The following is a 16,159-nucleotide window of genomic DNA, read 5'->3' as shown; positions in this document are numbered from 1 at the left end:
GAGCCTCTATTTACACTCTGGTATTTGATTCACTCAATCAAATCGTCGCTGTGAAACGGTCACTCCAAGCAACTGGATCAATTGACCACGCGAGCAGTTGTGTCTGTTCGTCTCTCGAGATCGCACTTGTCGCAACTGCCGTTTCGAGTAACTCCGAAAAATTCAGTAGCGATTTCGCCTTCAGATTCGCTGCCGTTAAATTAGCTTGCAAACGACTCATGCCATAGGAGAAGATGGCTTGAATCTGCACGACTTCCGCCCCTGCCTGTTGCAAAGCTTCAGCCGCTTCAATCGATGATTTACCTGTCGATAACAAATCTTCGATGACAACGACACGTTGGCCCGGTTTAATGCGCCCTTCGATTTGATTCCCTTTTCCATGTTGTTTGGCACTACCGCGGACATAGACCATCGGTAAGTTGAGTCGGTCCGCGACTAGCGCGGCGTGTGGAATACCCGCTGTCGCCGTCCCTGCGATGACGTCGACTTGTAACGATTTGACCTGCTGCGCCAATAAATCGGCAATCATCGAACGGACATCCGGACTCGACAATGTCAGACGATTATCACAGTAGATCGGTGAACGGAGTCCGCTCGCCCATGTGTACGGTTGACTCGGTGAAAGTGTGACGGCTTCGATTTCGAGTAATGCAGTCGCTAATTGATTCATTGTCGGATCCCCTTCCATTGTGCCAGTAAGTCTTCGTACATCGCTGCCGGGTCGTCCGCCTGTGTGATGGCGCGTCCGATTACAAGATCCGTCGCTCCCGCATCGCGGGCAAATTCAACCGTTGCGATTCGTTTTTGATCATGCGCCGCTGTCCCTGCCGGTCGAATCCCCGGTGTGACGAGTTGAAATCCATCGCGGCAACCCGGCTTGATTTTTTCAACATCGAGTGCTGAACAGACAACTCCGTCTAAACCAGCTTGTTCGGCTAGTTGTGCATATGCGACGACGACGGTATCCAATTCCTCATGAATCAGTAATTGTTCGACCATCGCCTGATCCGTCGACGTCAATTGTGTCACGGCAATCAACCGGGTGCCCGCAGCTGTTTCGTCTAATCCTTCCCGTGCCGCGCGCATCATTTCGAGTCCTCCCGCAGCATGAACGTTCGTCAACTCAACGCCGAGCTGACCGATGACGCGAAGTGTTCGTCGCGCCGTTTCCGGGATATCATGGACCTTCAAGTCCAAAAAGACGGCATGTCCCCGTTCGACCAATTGTCGGACGAATGTTGGACCTTCGGCATAATAGAGCTCCATGCCGACTTTGACGGCAGGTCGGACTGGGCCGAATTTTTCTAAAAATCGAGTAACGTGTAATCCTGACGGAAAATCAAGCGCGATGTAAAGCTGCCCCATATGCGTTCCCCCTAATGTCTAAAATATGTTCGATCCCGAATTCGTCCATCCGTTTCGGGAGTGCCGCAATCAACTCTTGGCAAATGAACGGATTGACGAAGTTCGCCGTCCCGACCGCCACAGCCGACGCACCGGCATAAATCATTTCCAGCACATCATCGACCTCCATGACGCCGCCCATCCCGATGATCGGAATCTCGACGACTTGTGCGACATCATGAATCATCCGGATTGCAACGGGTTTGATGGCGGGGCCAGATAGACCGCCAATCCGATTTGCAAGAATCGGTTGACCGGTCCGGACATCAATTCGCATCCCGACTAGCGTGTTGATCATCGTCAACCCGTCCGCTCCTGCCTGTTCGACGGCCTGTGCCATCTCGACGATTGACGTGACGTTCGGTGACAGTTTGACGTAGACGGGTTTATCCGACACTGCTTTGACACGTCGCGTCAATTCTGCTGCCATCCGTGGGTCTGTTCCGAACTGCAGTCCGCCGGATTTGACGTTCGGACAAGAAATATTCAACTCGATTGCTTTGACGACCGGATTTTGACTGATTAACCGGGTGACCGTTTCGTATTCTTCCGGTGTCGATCCGGCGACATTCGCGATGATTTCCGTATCGAACTGACTTAAGAACGGTAACTTCGTTTCGATGATGCCCTCGACGCCTGGATTTTGCAACCCGATTGCGTTCAACATCCCCATTCCGCTCTCCGCGACGCGTGGGGTTGGGTTTCCGTACCGTTCCTCGCCTGTCGCCGCCTTAATCATGATTCCACCAAGAACAGATAAATCGTAGAACTTGGCAAACTCTTCCCCGAAGCCGAAGCAACCGGATGCTGGCATAATTGGATTCTTCAAATTCAATCCCGGTAACGTGACCGCTAATCGATTCATAAAATCACCGCTTCCGCCCGAAAGACTGGACCATCGGAACATGTCTTCACGTAGTTTCCGTCCGGTGTCTTACAGACACAGGCGAAACAAGCACCAATCCCGCAACCCATCCGGTTTTCGATCGACAGGAAACGATCTTGAATCGGGACCATCTGCAAGGAGCGTAACATCGGTTCCGGACCACACGCGAGTAACGTATCGAACCGCTCTGGTGTCAGTGCCGCCGTCACAAACCCTTGAACACCCGCCGTCCCGTCGACCGTCGTAATCGTCGTCGGCCCCAGCTTTTTAAACGCCTCTTCGTAAAACACACTGTCTGCCGTATCAAACCCTAGAATCGCTTCACACGCCACCCCACGTTCAACGAGTTTACGCATCGTATAATACAGTGGCGGAACACCGATTCCCCCACCAACGAGGACAACGCAACTCGTCGGCTCAATCAAGTTCACCGGGAAACCGTTCCCGAGTGGTCCGAGGGCATCGACGAAATCCCCAGGCCGTAAGGAAGCGAGTTCTTTTGTTCCTTGACCAATCTCTTTGAATAAAAAAGTGATTAGATCGCCTTCGACGTTTGCGATTGAAATCGGACGCCGTAATAACGGGCCGACACGCAGGTGCATGAAGCGACCCGGCTCAATCTTTTTTACCTCCGGCATCCGACAAATCAATTCTGTCGCATTAACTGCGACCTTTTTCGTTGAGACGACCGTTAGTAGTTCAATCATCGCGTCACCGCCTTTTTCATGTGCGTGAATGCTTGAATCGAACTCGCTTCGAATGAGAGACTCTCAATGACTCGGAGTAACGCTTCTGCCGTATCGAGAGATGTCAGACAGACGACATTGTTTTCTGCGGCTGCCCGGCGAATGATGAAACCATCTTTCGTCACTTGGGAGTCGCGACTCATCGTGTTGATGACATACTCGACTTCTGCTTTTTCGATTAAATCGAGCATTGACCCTTGATCGGAACCAATTTTTCCGACAACCTGGACGGCTAACTCATGTCCTGTCAAGAAGCTTGCTGTTCCGGCTGTTGCGAGCAATGTGAATCCGAGTGCTGCAAACCGCTTGGCGAGACCCAGCATTTCTTGTTTATCTTGATCAGCGACCGTCATCAAGATACGACCATGTTCAGGAATCGCCATTCCGGAAGCGAGTAACCCTTTATACAGTGCTTTCTCGAGCGTCCGGTCCGTTCCGATGACTTCACCGGTCGACTTCATTTCCGGTCCGAGTGACGGATCCACTTCCTTCAGTTTCGCGAATGAGAAGACCGGTACTTTGACGGACACGAGCTTCTCTTCCGGCAGGAGACCGCTTGTCAGTCCGTAAGACGCGAGTGTCTCACCTAAGATGACGTTCGTCGCGAGACGTGCGACCGGTAATCCCGTTACTTTTGAGATGAACGGTACAGTCCGACTCGCCCGCGGGTTGACTTCAAGCACATAGAGTTCCCCGTCAGCGAAGACGAACTGGATGTTGAGCAATCCTTTGATGCGGAATGCTTTTGCGATACGCGTCGTGTAATCAACGATTTGATCTTTGATTGCTTGCGCGACACGTTGCGGGGGATACACCCCGATCGAGTCCCCGGAGTGTACTCCCGCGCGTTCGATGTGCTCCATGATACCCGGGATGACGACATCTTCACCGTCGCAAATCGCATCCACTTCAAGCTCCATTCCCGTCAAGTAACGGTCGACGAGGACCGGTCGTTCCGGCGAGGCGATGACGGCATGTTTCATGTAATGTTCGAGCTCTTGTTGCCCGTAGACGATTTCCATTGCACGTCCACCGAGGACATAAGACGGACGGACGAGGACAGGATAGCCGAGACCCGCTGCCGCTGCCGTCGCTTCTTCGACCGTGACCGCTGTTTTTCCGGGCGGTTGTGGAATCTCAAGTTTTGTCAAAGCGGCTTCGAATTGTTTCCGGTCTTCTGCCATATCAAGATCTTCTAACGCCGTTCCGAGAATCTTGACCCCTTCGTCAGCGAGCGACTCAGCTAAGTTGATGGCGGTTTGCCCGCCGAACTGGACGATGACGCCGATCGGTTGTTCATTTCGGATGACTTCGAGAACATCTTCCGTCGTCAGTGGTTCAAAGTAGAGCCGGTCCGAAATCGAGAAGTCCGTCGAGACCGTTTCCGGGTTATTGTTGACGATGATCGCTTCATAACCCGCTTCGCGAATCGCTTGAATCGAGTGGACCGTCGCATAATCGAATTCGACCCCTTGTCCAATCCGGATCGGCCCGGAACCGAGTACGAGAATCGACGGGCGTGTCGTCGGTGCCGCTTCATTTTCGACTTCATACGTCCCGTAGTAATACGGTGTATCGGAAGCGAACTCTGCTGCACACGTATCGACCATCTTGTAGACGGGATGAATCTGTTCTTGATTTCGCGTATGACGAATCACGGTCTCACTTTTCTTCGTGATCCGGCCAATCATCGCATCGCTGAAGCCGTAACGTTTTGCGTGTAATAAACGCTCGCGTGTCAGCTCTTCGCGTGCCAACTCCTGTTCAATCCGGAAGATATGGTGTAACTTCTCTAAAAACAGCCGGTCGATGCTGGTCCATTCGTGAATTTGTTCGACCGAATAACCCCGCTCCATTCCCGCGTAAAGGGCGAATAGCCGTTCATCCGTTGCTTTGACGATGTACTGGTTGAGTGTCACTTCATCCATGTCGAGAAAACGGTCCATCCGGAGATCCGACATCCCGATTTCGAGCGAGCGGACTGCCTTCAGCAAGGCTTCTTCCATCGTCCGTCCCATCGCCATGACTTCACCTGTCGCCTTCATTTGCGTCCCGAGCGTCCGGTCTGCCGATTCGAACTTATCAAACGGCCAGCGCGGAATCTTCGCGACGACATAGTCGAGTGCCGGTTCAAACGAGGCAAAACTCGTTTCCGTGATCGGGTTCTTCAGTTCCGATAAGGCATAACCGACAGCAATTTTTGCCGCAAGTTTTGCAATCGGGTAGCCTGTCGCCTTCGACGCCAAGGCCGACGAGCGCGAAACGCGCGGGTTCACTTCGATGACATAGTAGTCGAAACTATGCGGATCAAGTGCAAACTGGATGTTACATCCGCCTTCGATGCCAAGGGCACGGATGATGTCGAGTGAAACATTTCGCATCATTTGATAATCGCGGTCGGACAGTGTCTGGGTTGGTGCAAAGACAATCGAGTCGCCCGTATGGACGCCGACCGGGTCAAAGTTTTCCATCGCACAGACGATGATCGCTTGGTTCGTCGCGTCACGCATGACTTCGAACTCAACTTCTTTCATCCCGGCAATTGATTTCTCGAGCAATACTTGGTTCGCCGGACTCGCTTTGATACCGCCCTCGACGATTCGGACGAACTCGTCCATCGTCTCAGCAATCCCGCCGCCTGTACCACCGAGTGTGTAAGCCGGTCGAATGATGATCGGCAGACCGATTTTCGCGCAAAATTGTTCCGCTTCTTCTACTGTATGAACGATTTCACTCTCCGGGACACCGTGTCCCAGTCTGAACATCAATTTTCTGAACAAATCACGATCTTCTGCCTCTTCAATCGCGGACAGTTTCGTTCCGAGCAGTTCGACACCATATTCAGCCAAAACGCCGAGTCGGTCGAGTTCGACCGCTAGATTCAATCCAGTCTGCCCACCGAGTGTCGCAAGCAAGGCATCCGGACGTTCCTTGCGGATGATCCGGGACACGAACTCCGCTTGGAGCGGTTCGATGTAAACCCGGTCCGCGACAGTCGGGTCTGTCATGATCGTTGCGGGGTTCGAGTTCACGAGGATGACTTCGTAACCTTCTTCCTTGAGTGCTTGGCACGCTTGGGTTCCGGCATAATCAAACTCTGCTGCTTGTCCGATGACGATTGGACCTGATCCGATAACGAGAATCTTCTGGATATCTTGACGTTTAGGCATGAGTGACCTCCTGTTGGTTCGTGATTTCTGTTAAAAACTGATCGAATAAATCATTGGCGTCCATTGGACCGGGTGATGCTTCCGGATGATATTGAACAGAGAAGACAGGTTCCGTCCGGTGTCTGACACCTTCGACCGTCCCATCATTGATGGCGACGTGTGTGACGATTAACTCGAATCCCTTCAATGACTGTTCGTCGACGGCGTAGCCATGATTTTGTGAGGTGATGCTGACGTGACCGGTTTGAAGATCTTGAACCGGGTGATTGGCACCGCGATGACCGAACGGTAACTTGAACGTATCGGCGCCGTGCGCAAGCGCAATCAATTGATGACCGAGACAAATGCCGAAGATGACGATTTTCCCTGTCAGCTCTTGAATCAATGGAATCGCTGTTGGAACGTCTTTCGGATTCCCGGGACCGTTCGATAACATCATGCCGTCCGGTTTATAACGTAAGACTTCCTTCGCCGTAACATTGTACGGTACGACGACTACTTCGCAACCGCGGCGGACGAGTTCACGGACGATGCCGAGCTTTGCACCAAAGTCGACGAGGACAATCCGCGGACCGGCACCCGGGATGATGTACGCCCGTTCCGTCGAAGCACGTTTCACCTGATCCGTTGCGAGCGGCATGTTGTGCAAACGGTCTAATTGGTCGGCGAGATTAAATTCACCATCGACGAGCAATCCGCGCATGACGCCTTTTGATCGTAAGTGGCGCGTCAGTTGACGTGTATCGACGCCGGTTAAGCCCGGAATATCGAATTCTTCTAAGGCCTCTGCTAACGACGATTGGGAGCGGAAGTTCGACGGAGTATGGCAGACTTCACGGACGATGAGTGCTTTCGCAAGTGGTCGCGTCGTTTCGTAATCTTCCCGGTTGATGCCATAGTTCCCGATCAAGGGATTCGTCAAGACGATCATCTGGTCACAATAGGATGGATCAGATAACATTTCCTGGTATCCCGTCATCCCTGTCTGGAAGACGACCTCCCCCATCGTGACGCGTGTTGCGCCAAATGCTGTCCCTTCGAACGTCATACCATCTTCTAAAATGAGTGTCCGTTTAGACATGTGCCGTTTCCCCCTTGAATACGATTTTTCCACCGACGAGTGTCATGACCGGGTATCCTGTCAGTAACCGTCCCGCGAACGGTGTATTTTTTCCTTTTGAATAAAAGCGTTCTGGTTCAACCGGTCGGACGGTCTCTAAATCAAGCAACACGAGATCTGCCGGTGCCCCGACTTCCAAGCGACCATACGGTAAGTCGAACAAGGCGGCCGGCTTGCGTGTCAAGGCATCGACTAAGTCGCTTAGCGTCATCTGGTTCGTTTGAACAAGTTTCGTATAAAGTAGTGGAAAGGCTGTCTCGAAGCCCGTAATTCCAAATGGTGCCCGCTCGATGCCGAGCGCTTTTTCATCGGCTGCGTGCGGCGCATGATCCGTTGCGATACAATCAATCGTGCCGTCGCGTAACCCTTCGAGCAGTGCCGCCCGGTCTGCCTTACTCCGAAGGGGCGGATTCATTTTAAAGTTCGGATCCTGCCCCTCGATGTCATCTTCCGTCAGGACGAGATGGTGCGGTGTCACTTCTGCCGTGACACGGATTCCTGCCCGTTTGGCGTCACGAATGACCCGGACTGATTCTTTTGTCGAGACATGACAGACATGATAATGGCAGCCGGTCGCTTCTGCGATTAAGACGTCGCGCGCGATGTGGATACTTTCCGCTAGTGACGGAATCCCCTGCAGTCCTTCCCGTTCACTATACGCACCTTCATGGACACAGCCGGCTTTCAACGTATCGTCCTCACAATGGGCGACGACCGCCTTCCCGAGTTTCGCTGCGCGTCGCATCGCTTCCCGCATGACGGCGGCACTTTGAACGCCAACGCCGTCATCTGTAAACGCAAAGACATCCGTTAATTCTTCAAACGCGACGAGTTCCTGTCCTAGCTGATTTTTTGAAATCGCCGCATAAGGCAAAACCCGGACAGACGCCGTTTCTTCGATTTTCTTGAACAAGGCGTCTAACGTCTCGCGGTCATCCGGAACAGGACGCGTATTCGGCATCGGACAGATTGTCGTGAATCCGCCGGCTGCGGCTGCGGCCGTACCTGTTGCAATCGTTTCTTTATGTTCGCCACCCGGTTCGCGGAGATGGACATGAATATCGACGAAGCCTGGTGCTAACAAGCGGTTACTTGCATCGATGACTTGCTCGTCCGCCCGCGGCGCAGCATCGAGATCCGTAATCAAGCCATCCTCGATGCGAATGCTTGATTGTTGCAATTGTCCGTTTTGATACCATGTTGCGTGATCGATACGTAGTGTCATATTAAATCTCTCCTTCAGTTGAGTTAGGATGAAACGCACGTTCTAAAATCGCCATTCGGGCGAACACACCATTTTTCATCTGCTCGAAGATTCGTGACTGGGTATGTTCGACCAGTTCGTCCGCAATCTCGATCCCGCGATTGACGGGTGCCGGGTGTAAGATGATTGCTTCCGGTCGAATCCGCCGCATCCGGTCGAGTGTCAAACCATATTGTTCGTGATACGTTTCTTCGAGCTCCATCGCCTGATTGTGCCGTTCCTGTTGAACCCGGAGTAACATGATGATGTCACTTTGCTCGAGTGCCTCGTCAATCGGGACATAGGCAATCCCCATCGTCTCGTCAAACCATTCCGGTGGACCGGAACCGATGACGGTCGCCCCGAGCCGCTGCAACACGTCCGCGTTCGACCGGGCGACCCGGCTGTGTCGCAGGTCCCCACAGATGACAACCGTTTTGCCGTGAATATGACCGAATTCGGCAAACATCGTCATTAAATCGAGTAAAGACTGGGACGGATGTTGACCACTCCCATCGCCCGCGTTGATGACCGGAATCGTCAACTGTTCAATCAGCGCGTGGTAATAACCTGTCTCGTGATGGCGGATGACAAGTGCTTCGACCCCGAGTGCTTCAAGTGTTTTACATGTATCAAGTAACGTTTCTCCTTTTTGGACGGATGATGTCGTCGTCTCAAACGGCAGGACATGCATTCCTAAGCGATGTTCCGCCATCTCGAATGAACAGCGTGTCCGTGTCGAATTTTCAAAGAACAGGTTGGCGATCGTTTTATTCGCAAAGGTATTTGACGGTTGTCCATGTTTCAATTCAAGCGCCCGCTCAATCAACTGCTCGATTTCTAGAATCGAGAGCTGGTCGAGACTGACGAAATCGGGACTCACTGGTTGGGTTTTCATCTCGTTCACTCCTTTTTCGGCCGCAAAAAAGCGCACCTTCTGATGTGAAGGTGCGCTGAAGAAAGCAGATGAACATCTGCGATCTACAAGGGCCTCCACTTTATCGTCCTCTCGGGAACGTCTTAAAAGTCGTTAGCTGCTCGTTTCGGTTGTAAAGGTGTTTCTTCGATGTCGACTTCTTCCTGTGCCGCCTTCGGTAAAATCAAGTTCAAGACAACTCCGAGGATGGTGGCGAGCGCCATTCCTTCTAACGAGAAGTTCCCCACTTTCAAAGCTGCACCGCCGATGCCGATGACCAAGATGACCGCCGTGATCGTCAAGTTTCGTTTATCTGCTAAATCGACCTTACTTTCGACGATCGTCCGGAGACCGTTCGAGGCGATGACCCCGAACAAGAGGATGCTGATGCCGCCCATGACGGGTGTCGGAATCGTTTTAATGAAGCCTTCGACGTATCCAAGGAATCCGAAGCTGATTGCAAGTAATGCTGCGCCACCAAGGACAAACACGCTGTAGACACGCGTAATCGCCATGACACCGTTATTTTCGCCGTATGTCGTGACAGGTGGTCCACCGAGCATCGAAGCGACTGCCTTGGCAATCCCGTCTCCAAGCACTGTCCGGTGCATTCCCGGATCAAGGAGCGTCTCGCGCCCAATGATGCGGGAAGTGACCTTTTGTTCACCGATATGTTCCGTCAACGTGACGAGTGTGACCGGGACGATCAAGGCGAGTGCTGCCCAGTTCAAGGTCGGTGAATAGTCGAGGAACGGAATCGTAAAGTCAGGTAGATGGAAGAATGTTGCTTCGCGCAGTGGTGCAAAATCAACGATCCCGCTAATTGCTGCGACGAGGTATCCGGCGAGAATACCGAACAAAATCGGCACCGTACTCCACATGCCTTTAAAGTACGTCATCGCGAGGAGCGTAACAGCGAGCGTCGTCAAGGCGACGAAGAAGAACAAGCCGTTATATGTGCCATCCGCTCCGTTCATTGCCATGCTGACAGCCGTTGGGGCAAGCGATAGACCGATGACCATGATGACTGGACCGATGACGACCGGCGGAAGCAGTTTCATCAACCAGGAGACACCTGTGTACATGATGATTAAGGAGACAAGTCCGTAGACAAGTCCAGCGACCATCCCGCCGACAAGTGCATCTTCGACACCCCAGCGTTCGCTGACGGCGATGATTGGGACGATGTAGGCAAAACTAGAACCAAGGTATGTGGGGACTTTGAAACGGGTGACGGCGAGGAAAATCAACGTGCCGACTCCGCTCGCGACGAGTGCGACAGATGTGTTTAATCCCGTAAGTAACGGAACGAGCACGGTCGCACCAAACATCGCGAAGACATGTTGGAGGCTGAGCATCAGCCATTGAAGAGGATGTTTCGGTAATTCACGGACTTCAAGAATTGCTTTATGTTTTGACATGAGAGCATCTCCCTTTCTGGTCTCTCTGGACCACGTTAAAGGTATTTTTGATTTAACGTTTAATGAATACTTGATCAGCATCGTCGACTTCTGATAAGGCGACGACGACTTGTTCTTCGCGTGACGTCGGAACGTTCTTGCCGATGAAATCTGGTCGAATCGGGAGTTCCCGGTGACCTCGGTCAACAAGGACAGCTAACTGAATCATGCTTGGTCGACCATGATCGACGAGTGCGTCCATTGCCGCGCGGACCGTCCGTCCCGTGTACAGGACATCATCGACGAGCACAACGATTTTTCCTGTGACGTCTTCCGGCATCTCGGACCCTTTGATTTCCGGCTCGAGGCTTTTTTTCGAGAGATCATCGCGGTACATCGAGATGTCGACGACACCAAGTAACACGGCTTTTCCTTCAATCTCTTCAATCCGCCGGGCAAGGCGTCTCGCAAGTGTTTCGCCCCGCGTCTTGATACCGACGATCATCAATTCTTCAATCCCTTTGTTGCGCTCGATGATTTCATGGGCGATTCGTGTTAAGGCACGACTGATTGCCGCTTCATCTAAAATGATGGCTGGTTTCATGGCTTCTCCTTTCATAAAAAAACCTCCTGCTTAATCGGCAGGAGGTTGTTGAAGACAGATGTGTACATAGCAAAGCCATGTGTTTACACGCGTTACGGTGTCTCCCTTTCGTAGCCTCTCCGGACTCGATTAAAGGTGTTCTAATTTTGTAGGATCGTCACGCGGACGACCGATTTGGTGAGGCTGATGTCTCGCATCGCTCTCTAGGTGTTACTCTACCGTTTTATTAGAAAAACGTCAAGACTCTAATTCAAGTTTTTTCAACTGACTGATCTCAAACGTCATCTCTTCCGGGAGTGGTGCTTCGAACGTCAACCATTCGCCGGTCCGTGGATGTTCAAATCCGAGAACCGCTGCGTGGAGTGCTTGACCATTCATCTTCATCGTCTTCCGCGGTCCATATTTCGGGTCACCTGCGAGCGGGAATCCGATATAGCGCATGTGGACACGAATTTGGTGAGTCCGTCCTGTTTCGAGTTTACACTCAACGACCGTAAAGCCTTCATACCGATCGAGGACACGGAAATGCGTGACCGCTGCTTTTGAGTTTTTGTCCGTGACCGTCATCCGTTGACGGTCATTTTTATCACGGCCGACCGGTGCTTCAATCGTTCCGAGTTCATGGGGAATCTCGCCATGGACAAGCGCGATATAAAGACGTTCCGTCGTCTTATCTTTTAATTGTTGCGCAAGCGATTCATGGGCTAAATCATTTTTAGCGACCATCAAGAGACCTGATGTATCTTTATCGATCCGGTGAACGATCCCTGGTCGTTTGACCCCATTGATGCCTGAGAGGTCTTGGCAGTGATGAAGCAACGCATTAACGAGTGTTCCTGACACGTGTCCTGCTGCCGGGTGGACGACCATGCCTTTTGGTTTATTGATGACGATGACATCGCTGTCTTCGTAAACGACATCTAGCGGAATGTCTTCCGGTAAGATTTCGAGTTCGACGGCTTCCGGGATATGCACGGTGATGCTTTCCGTTCCCGTCATCTTATAGTTCGGTTTCACGATGCGTCCGTCTACTTCGACGTGCCCCGCCTTTAACCAGTCTTGCACTTGCGAACGCGACCACTCTTGTTGTTCAGCCAACCATTTATCGATTCGCCCTGTCGCGCCTTTTGCTTCGACCGTCCATACTTGTTGTTCATTCATTAATCAATCGTTCCCTTCTTCGTCAAACGCTCTTCGAACATGACGCTAATCAGCATCAAAATCACTCCAAATGTCAAGCAGACGTCTGCGACATTAAAGATCGGAAAATTATAGCCGAACGGATAAAAGTGTAAGAAATCAACGACTTCCCCACGCGCCATCCGGTCAATAAAATTTCCGATCGCTCCACTCAGTAGTAAAGCGACACTCCAAGCAAATACTTTGTTTTTTGTTCCTTCTTTGTACAGAAAATAAATCAGACCAACAACGACGAGAACCGTCACGATGAAGAAGAAGCCGAATTTTCCTTCAAGCATTCCCCATGCCGCTCCACGGTTGCGGTATGAATTGAGATAAAAGAAATTTGGAATGACTTCAATCGCTTGACCAATCGTCATCTGCTGAACGACGATCCATTTCGTCAATTGATCCACTCCTACGAGTAAAGCAGCAATCACTAAGTAAAGCCACATCCTGTTTTCCCCCACATCAAAAATAATGAGGGGTAGCTACGAAGTCGCAGTAGCCGCCCCTCCCCTTATTCATTATAAAGAATTGACGACCGCAGTACAACGAGGACAAAGTGTCGGATGAGCCGGATCTTGACCAAGTTCAGTCGAATATGTCCAGCAACGTTCACATTTCTCGCCGTCCGCTTTCAAAACAGTGATTGCTGTCGTCTCATAGTTACGTTCTGCCGAGTCGACAAAATCGATGTGTGAGACTTGAAGCAGTTGTTCAAGATGGTCGATTGTCGCAAGCAAGTTCTTCGTCGCTTCGTTCGGTGCGAGCTCGAGTTTGGCTTCGAGCGTTTTCCCGACGAGCTTCTCTGCCCGTGCTTCTTCAAGCGCCTTCAAGACATCATCGCGGAAGACGAGGAACGCGTTCCATTTCGCGATCAGTGCAAGTCCTTCTTCCGATACGTCGACTGCTTCCGGTAAATCCGTCAAGAAGATACTTGCCGTCTCGACACCAGGAACGAATTCCCATGCTTCGTCTGCCGTATGCGGTAAGACAGGTGCCATCAATTGTAACAATGTCACGACGGTATCATACATGACCGTTTGAACGGCACGACGCGCCGGTGCATCTGCTTGTTCGATATACAAGATGTCTTTCGTGTAGTCGAGGTAGAACGAAGACAGGTCAAGGACACAGAAGTTATGCAACAGTTGGTAAACTGCCATGAAATCATACGCATCATAGGCTTTTTTGACTTTACCGACTAATTGATCGAGCTTCGTCCGCATGAAACGGTCTGCTTCCGGTAAATCTTCAAACGCAACACGATGTGCCGTGTGATCGAATTGATCCAAGTTCCCGAGCAGGAAACGGACCGTGTTCCGGATTTTACGGTATGATTCTGAAACTTGTTTAAAGTTGTCCATCGATGCCCGGACATCTGACTGATAATCGACTGACGCAACCCACAGACGAAGAATCTCAGCACCGAATTGTTGCATGATTTGGATTGGGGCAATCGTATTCCCGATTGACTTCGACATCTTCCGTCCTTGACCGTCTAATACGAAACCATGACTGACGACTGCTTTATACGGTGCTTTTCCCGTTGTCGCAACAGCTGTCGAAAGCGACGAGTTGAACCAGCCACGGTATTGGTCTGAACCTTCGAGGTAAAGATCAGCCGGACGCTCTAGTTCTGGACGCGTCGCCAGCACACCGGCATGTGACGAGCCGGAATCGAACCAGACATCCATGATGTCTGTTTCTTTTTTGAACTGACCATTCGGACTTGCCGGGTGCGTAAAGCCTTCCGGCAATAAGTCGATTGCTTCGCGTTCATACCAGACGTTCGAACCGTGCTCTGCGAACAAGTTCGCGATATGGTCGATTGTTTCCGGTGTAACAATTTCTGTTCCGTCTTCTGCATAGAAGATTGGAAGGGGCACGCCCCATGCACGTTGACGCGAGATGACCCAGTCGCCACGATCTTTAAACATGTTGTGAAGACGTGTTTCTCCCCATGCCGGTACCCACTGCACATCTTTGATTTCGTCAAGGATTTCCGCACGGAAGTCTTTAATCGACGCGAACCATTGTGGTGTTGCCCGGAAGATGACCGGTTTTTTCGTCCGCCAGTCGTGCGGATACGAGTGTTTGATGAACGATAGTTTCAACAATGCGCCCGCTTTTTCTAACGCAAGACCGACTTCTTTATTCGCATCTTCATAGAACATGCCTTCGAATCCTGGTGCTTCCGCCGTCATGACCCCTTTATCATCGACCGGGCAGAGGACATCGAGTCCGTATGCTTGTCCGATGCGATAGTCATCTTCCCCGTGTCCAGGTGCCGTATGCACGACGCCGGTCGCTTCCGCCGTAACATGATCACCGAGCATGACGAGTGATTCACGGTCATAGAGCGGGTGTTTGGCTTTCATGTATTCGAAATCTGCTCCATTGAAGACACGACCGACTGTCGCGTCTTCCCATCCGAGTGCCTCGATGACTTCAGGAACAAGCGCCTCTGCGACGATATAACCTTTTCCTTCGTACTCGATCCGGGCATACGTGAGTTCCGCACTGACAGAGATTCCGAGGTTTGCAGGAATCGTCCACGGCGTCGTCGTCCAGATGACGAAGTGATCGGTTGGCTCTAAGATGTTATTTCCTTCTAAGACAGGGAACGCAACATAGATGGCAGCAGAACGTTTATCATGGTATTCGATTTCGGCTTCTGCCAGTGCTGACTCAGAAGAAGGTGACCAGTAGACTGGTTTTTTTCCTTTATAGATATAGCCTTTGTTCGCCATGTCACCGAAGAGGCGAATTTGCGCCGCTTCAAATTCCGGTTGGAGCGTGATGTATGGATTATCATAATCACCGAGAACACCTAAACGCTTAAACTGTTCACGCTGATGATCGACTTGTTCGAGCGCATATTTCGCACACAACTCACGGAACTCAGCGACCGACATCGTCTTCCGATCGACACCTGATTTTTGGAGCGCTGTTTCAATCGGTAAACCGTGTGTATCCCAACCCGGTACGTACGGTGAACGGAAACCATTCATCGATTTGTAACGGACGACGATATCTTTTAAGACTTTGTTTAATCCGTGCCCCATGTGAATATCACCGTTTGCGTATGGTGGTCCATCATGAAGGATGAAGGTTGGTTTCCCAGCATTTTTTTCTTGAACTGCTTGATATAAGTTCATCTCGTTCCAACGTGCCTGCATGTCCGGCTCACGTTTCGGCAAGTTACCTCGCATTAGAAATTCAGTTTTCATCATCAGTAATGTATCTTTGTACTCCATCTGGCATTCCCTCACTTCTTTTAATTTAACATACAAAAAAAGCCAAACACATCCCTGGTATAGGGACGAGCTTGGCTTGAACTCGCGGTACCACCCTACTAGTAGTTCAACCGTACGAACTACCACTTAAGAGCCCGATAACGGGGGCGAATCGGTGCGACTTACTTAATGGTTCAGTCTCACACTCGAAGGGGATATCCATTCTCACTTACTGTTCGGGCTCACACC

At 51.3% G+C, this 16,159-nt stretch carries 13 protein-coding genes and 1 other annotated feature (1 of these 14 cut by a window edge); all 13 genes read right to left on the bottom strand.

The window, feature by feature from the left end:
• Nucleotides 1-37: 37 nt before the first annotated feature.
• Nucleotides 38-670: an orotate phosphoribosyltransferase gene (gene pyrE, locus KNQ02_RS03470; protein WP_214807301.1), complete on the bottom strand. Its 633-nt coding sequence runs from the start codon at nt 668-670 to the stop codon at nt 38-40.
• Nucleotides 667-1,365: an orotidine-5'-phosphate decarboxylase gene (gene pyrF / locus KNQ02_RS03465; protein ID WP_214807300.1), complete on the bottom strand. Its 699-nt coding sequence runs from the start codon at nt 1,363-1,365 to the stop codon at nt 667-669. The genes pyrE and pyrF overlap by 4 nt, the downstream gene beginning before the upstream one ends.
• The gene (locus KNQ02_RS03460) at nt 1,340-2,269 is read right to left on the bottom strand and encodes a dihydroorotate dehydrogenase (RefSeq protein ID WP_214807299.1); all 930 of its coding nucleotides are present in this window, start codon (nt 2,267-2,269) and stop codon (nt 1,340-1,342) included. The genes pyrF and KNQ02_RS03460 overlap by 26 nt, the downstream gene beginning before the upstream one ends.
• Nucleotides 2,266-2,997: a dihydroorotate dehydrogenase electron transfer subunit gene (locus tag KNQ02_RS03455; RefSeq protein ID WP_214807296.1), complete on the bottom strand. Its 732-nt coding sequence runs from the start codon at nt 2,995-2,997 to the stop codon at nt 2,266-2,268. The genes KNQ02_RS03460 and KNQ02_RS03455 overlap by 4 nt, the downstream gene beginning before the upstream one ends.
• Complete coding sequence (gene carB, locus KNQ02_RS03450) at nt 2,994-6,206, bottom strand: carbamoyl-phosphate synthase large subunit (RefSeq protein ID WP_214807295.1); 3,213 nt, start codon at nt 6,204-6,206, stop codon at nt 2,994-2,996. Before carB ends, KNQ02_RS03455 begins: the two co-directional genes overlap by 4 nt.
• Nucleotides 6,199-7,287, bottom strand: a complete 1,089-nt coding sequence (locus tag KNQ02_RS03445) for a carbamoyl phosphate synthase small subunit (protein ID WP_214807294.1) — start codon at nt 7,285-7,287, stop codon at nt 6,199-6,201. Before KNQ02_RS03445 ends, carB begins: the two co-directional genes overlap by 8 nt.
• Nucleotides 7,280-8,551, bottom strand: coding sequence for a dihydroorotase (locus KNQ02_RS03440; RefSeq protein ID WP_214807293.1), 1,272 nt, complete (start codon nt 8,549-8,551; stop codon nt 7,280-7,282). Before KNQ02_RS03440 ends, KNQ02_RS03445 begins: the two co-directional genes overlap by 8 nt.
• A gap of 1 nt (nt 8,552) precedes the next feature.
• A complete protein-coding gene (locus KNQ02_RS03435) occupies nt 8,553-9,467 on the bottom strand; it encodes an aspartate carbamoyltransferase catalytic subunit (RefSeq protein WP_214765211.1) in 915 nt (304 codons plus the stop codon).
• Between the two features lie 122 nt (nt 9,468-9,589).
• Nucleotides 9,590-10,906, bottom strand: coding sequence for a uracil-xanthine permease family protein (locus KNQ02_RS03430; protein ID WP_214801892.1), 1,317 nt, complete (start codon nt 10,904-10,906; stop codon nt 9,590-9,592).
• 52 nt (nt 10,907-10,958) lie between these two features.
• A complete protein-coding gene (pyrR, locus tag KNQ02_RS03425; protein ID WP_029330897.1) occupies nt 10,959-11,489 on the bottom strand; it encodes a bifunctional pyr operon transcriptional regulator/uracil phosphoribosyltransferase PyrR in 531 nt (176 codons plus the stop codon).
• Nucleotides 11,490-11,726: 237 nt separating this feature from the next.
• Nucleotides 11,727-12,650: an RluA family pseudouridine synthase gene (locus KNQ02_RS03420; protein WP_088837422.1), complete on the bottom strand. Its 924-nt coding sequence runs from the start codon at nt 12,648-12,650 to the stop codon at nt 11,727-11,729.
• Nucleotides 12,650-13,123, bottom strand: a complete 474-nt coding sequence (gene lspA, locus KNQ02_RS03415; RefSeq protein WP_088837423.1) for a signal peptidase II — start codon at nt 13,121-13,123, stop codon at nt 12,650-12,652. The genes KNQ02_RS03420 and lspA overlap by 1 nt, the downstream gene beginning before the upstream one ends.
• 72 nt (nt 13,124-13,195) lie before the next feature.
• Nucleotides 13,196-15,931, bottom strand: coding sequence for an isoleucine--tRNA ligase (gene ileS / locus KNQ02_RS03410; RefSeq protein ID WP_088837424.1), 2,736 nt, complete (start codon nt 15,929-15,931; stop codon nt 13,196-13,198).
• 58 nt (nt 15,932-15,989) lie between these two features.
• Nucleotides 15,990-16,159, bottom strand: a binding site (T-box leader) (it continues 57 nt past the right edge of the window).

Source organism: Exiguobacterium sp. s102 (assembly GCF_018618635.1).
GTDB classification, from domain to species: domain Bacteria; phylum Bacillota; class Bacilli; order Exiguobacteriales; family Exiguobacteriaceae; genus Exiguobacterium_A; species Exiguobacterium_A oxidotolerans.
This window is presented reverse-complemented; position numbering and strand designations above follow the sequence as displayed.

What these genes read in the sequence shown, in the direction of transcription:
- pyrE (WP_214807301.1), bottom strand. Translation starts at nt 670, where the DNA reads ATGAATCAATTAGCGACTGCATTACTCGAAATCGAAGCCGTCACACTT.
- pyrF (WP_214807300.1), bottom strand. Translation starts at nt 1,365, where the DNA reads ATGGGGCAGCTTTACATCGCGCTTGATTTTCCGTCAGGATTACACGTT.
- KNQ02_RS03460 (WP_214807299.1), bottom strand. Translation starts at nt 2,269, where the DNA reads ATGAATCGATTAGCGGTCACGTTACCGGGATTGAATTTGAAGAATCCA.
- KNQ02_RS03455 (WP_214807296.1), bottom strand. Translation starts at nt 2,997, where the DNA reads ATGATTGAACTACTAACGGTCGTCTCAACGAAAAAGGTCGCAGTTAAT.
- carB (WP_214807295.1), bottom strand. Translation starts at nt 6,206, where the DNA reads ATGCCTAAACGTCAAGATATCCAGAAGATTCTCGTTATCGGATCAGGT.
- KNQ02_RS03445 (WP_214807294.1), bottom strand. Translation starts at nt 7,287, where the DNA reads ATGTCTAAACGGACACTCATTTTAGAAGATGGTATGACGTTCGAAGGG.
- KNQ02_RS03440 (WP_214807293.1), bottom strand. Translation starts at nt 8,551, where the DNA reads ATGACACTACGTATCGATCACGCAACATGGTATCAAAACGGACAATTG.
- KNQ02_RS03435 (WP_214765211.1), bottom strand. Translation starts at nt 9,467, where the DNA reads ATGAAAACCCAACCAGTGAGTCCCGATTTCGTCAGTCTCGACCAGCTC.
- KNQ02_RS03430 (WP_214801892.1), bottom strand. Translation starts at nt 10,906, where the DNA reads ATGTCAAAACATAAAGCAATTCTTGAAGTCCGTGAATTACCGAAACAT.
- pyrR (WP_029330897.1), bottom strand. Translation starts at nt 11,489, where the DNA reads ATGAAACCAGCCATCATTTTAGATGAAGCGGCAATCAGTCGTGCCTTA.
- KNQ02_RS03420 (WP_088837422.1), bottom strand. Translation starts at nt 12,650, where the DNA reads ATGAATGAACAACAAGTATGGACGGTCGAAGCAAAAGGCGCGACAGGG.
- lspA (WP_088837423.1), bottom strand. Translation starts at nt 13,123, where the DNA reads ATGTGGCTTTACTTAGTGATTGCTGCTTTACTCGTAGGAGTGGATCAA.
- ileS (WP_088837424.1), bottom strand. Translation starts at nt 15,931, where the DNA reads ATGGAGTACAAAGATACATTACTGATGATGAAAACTGAATTTCTAATG.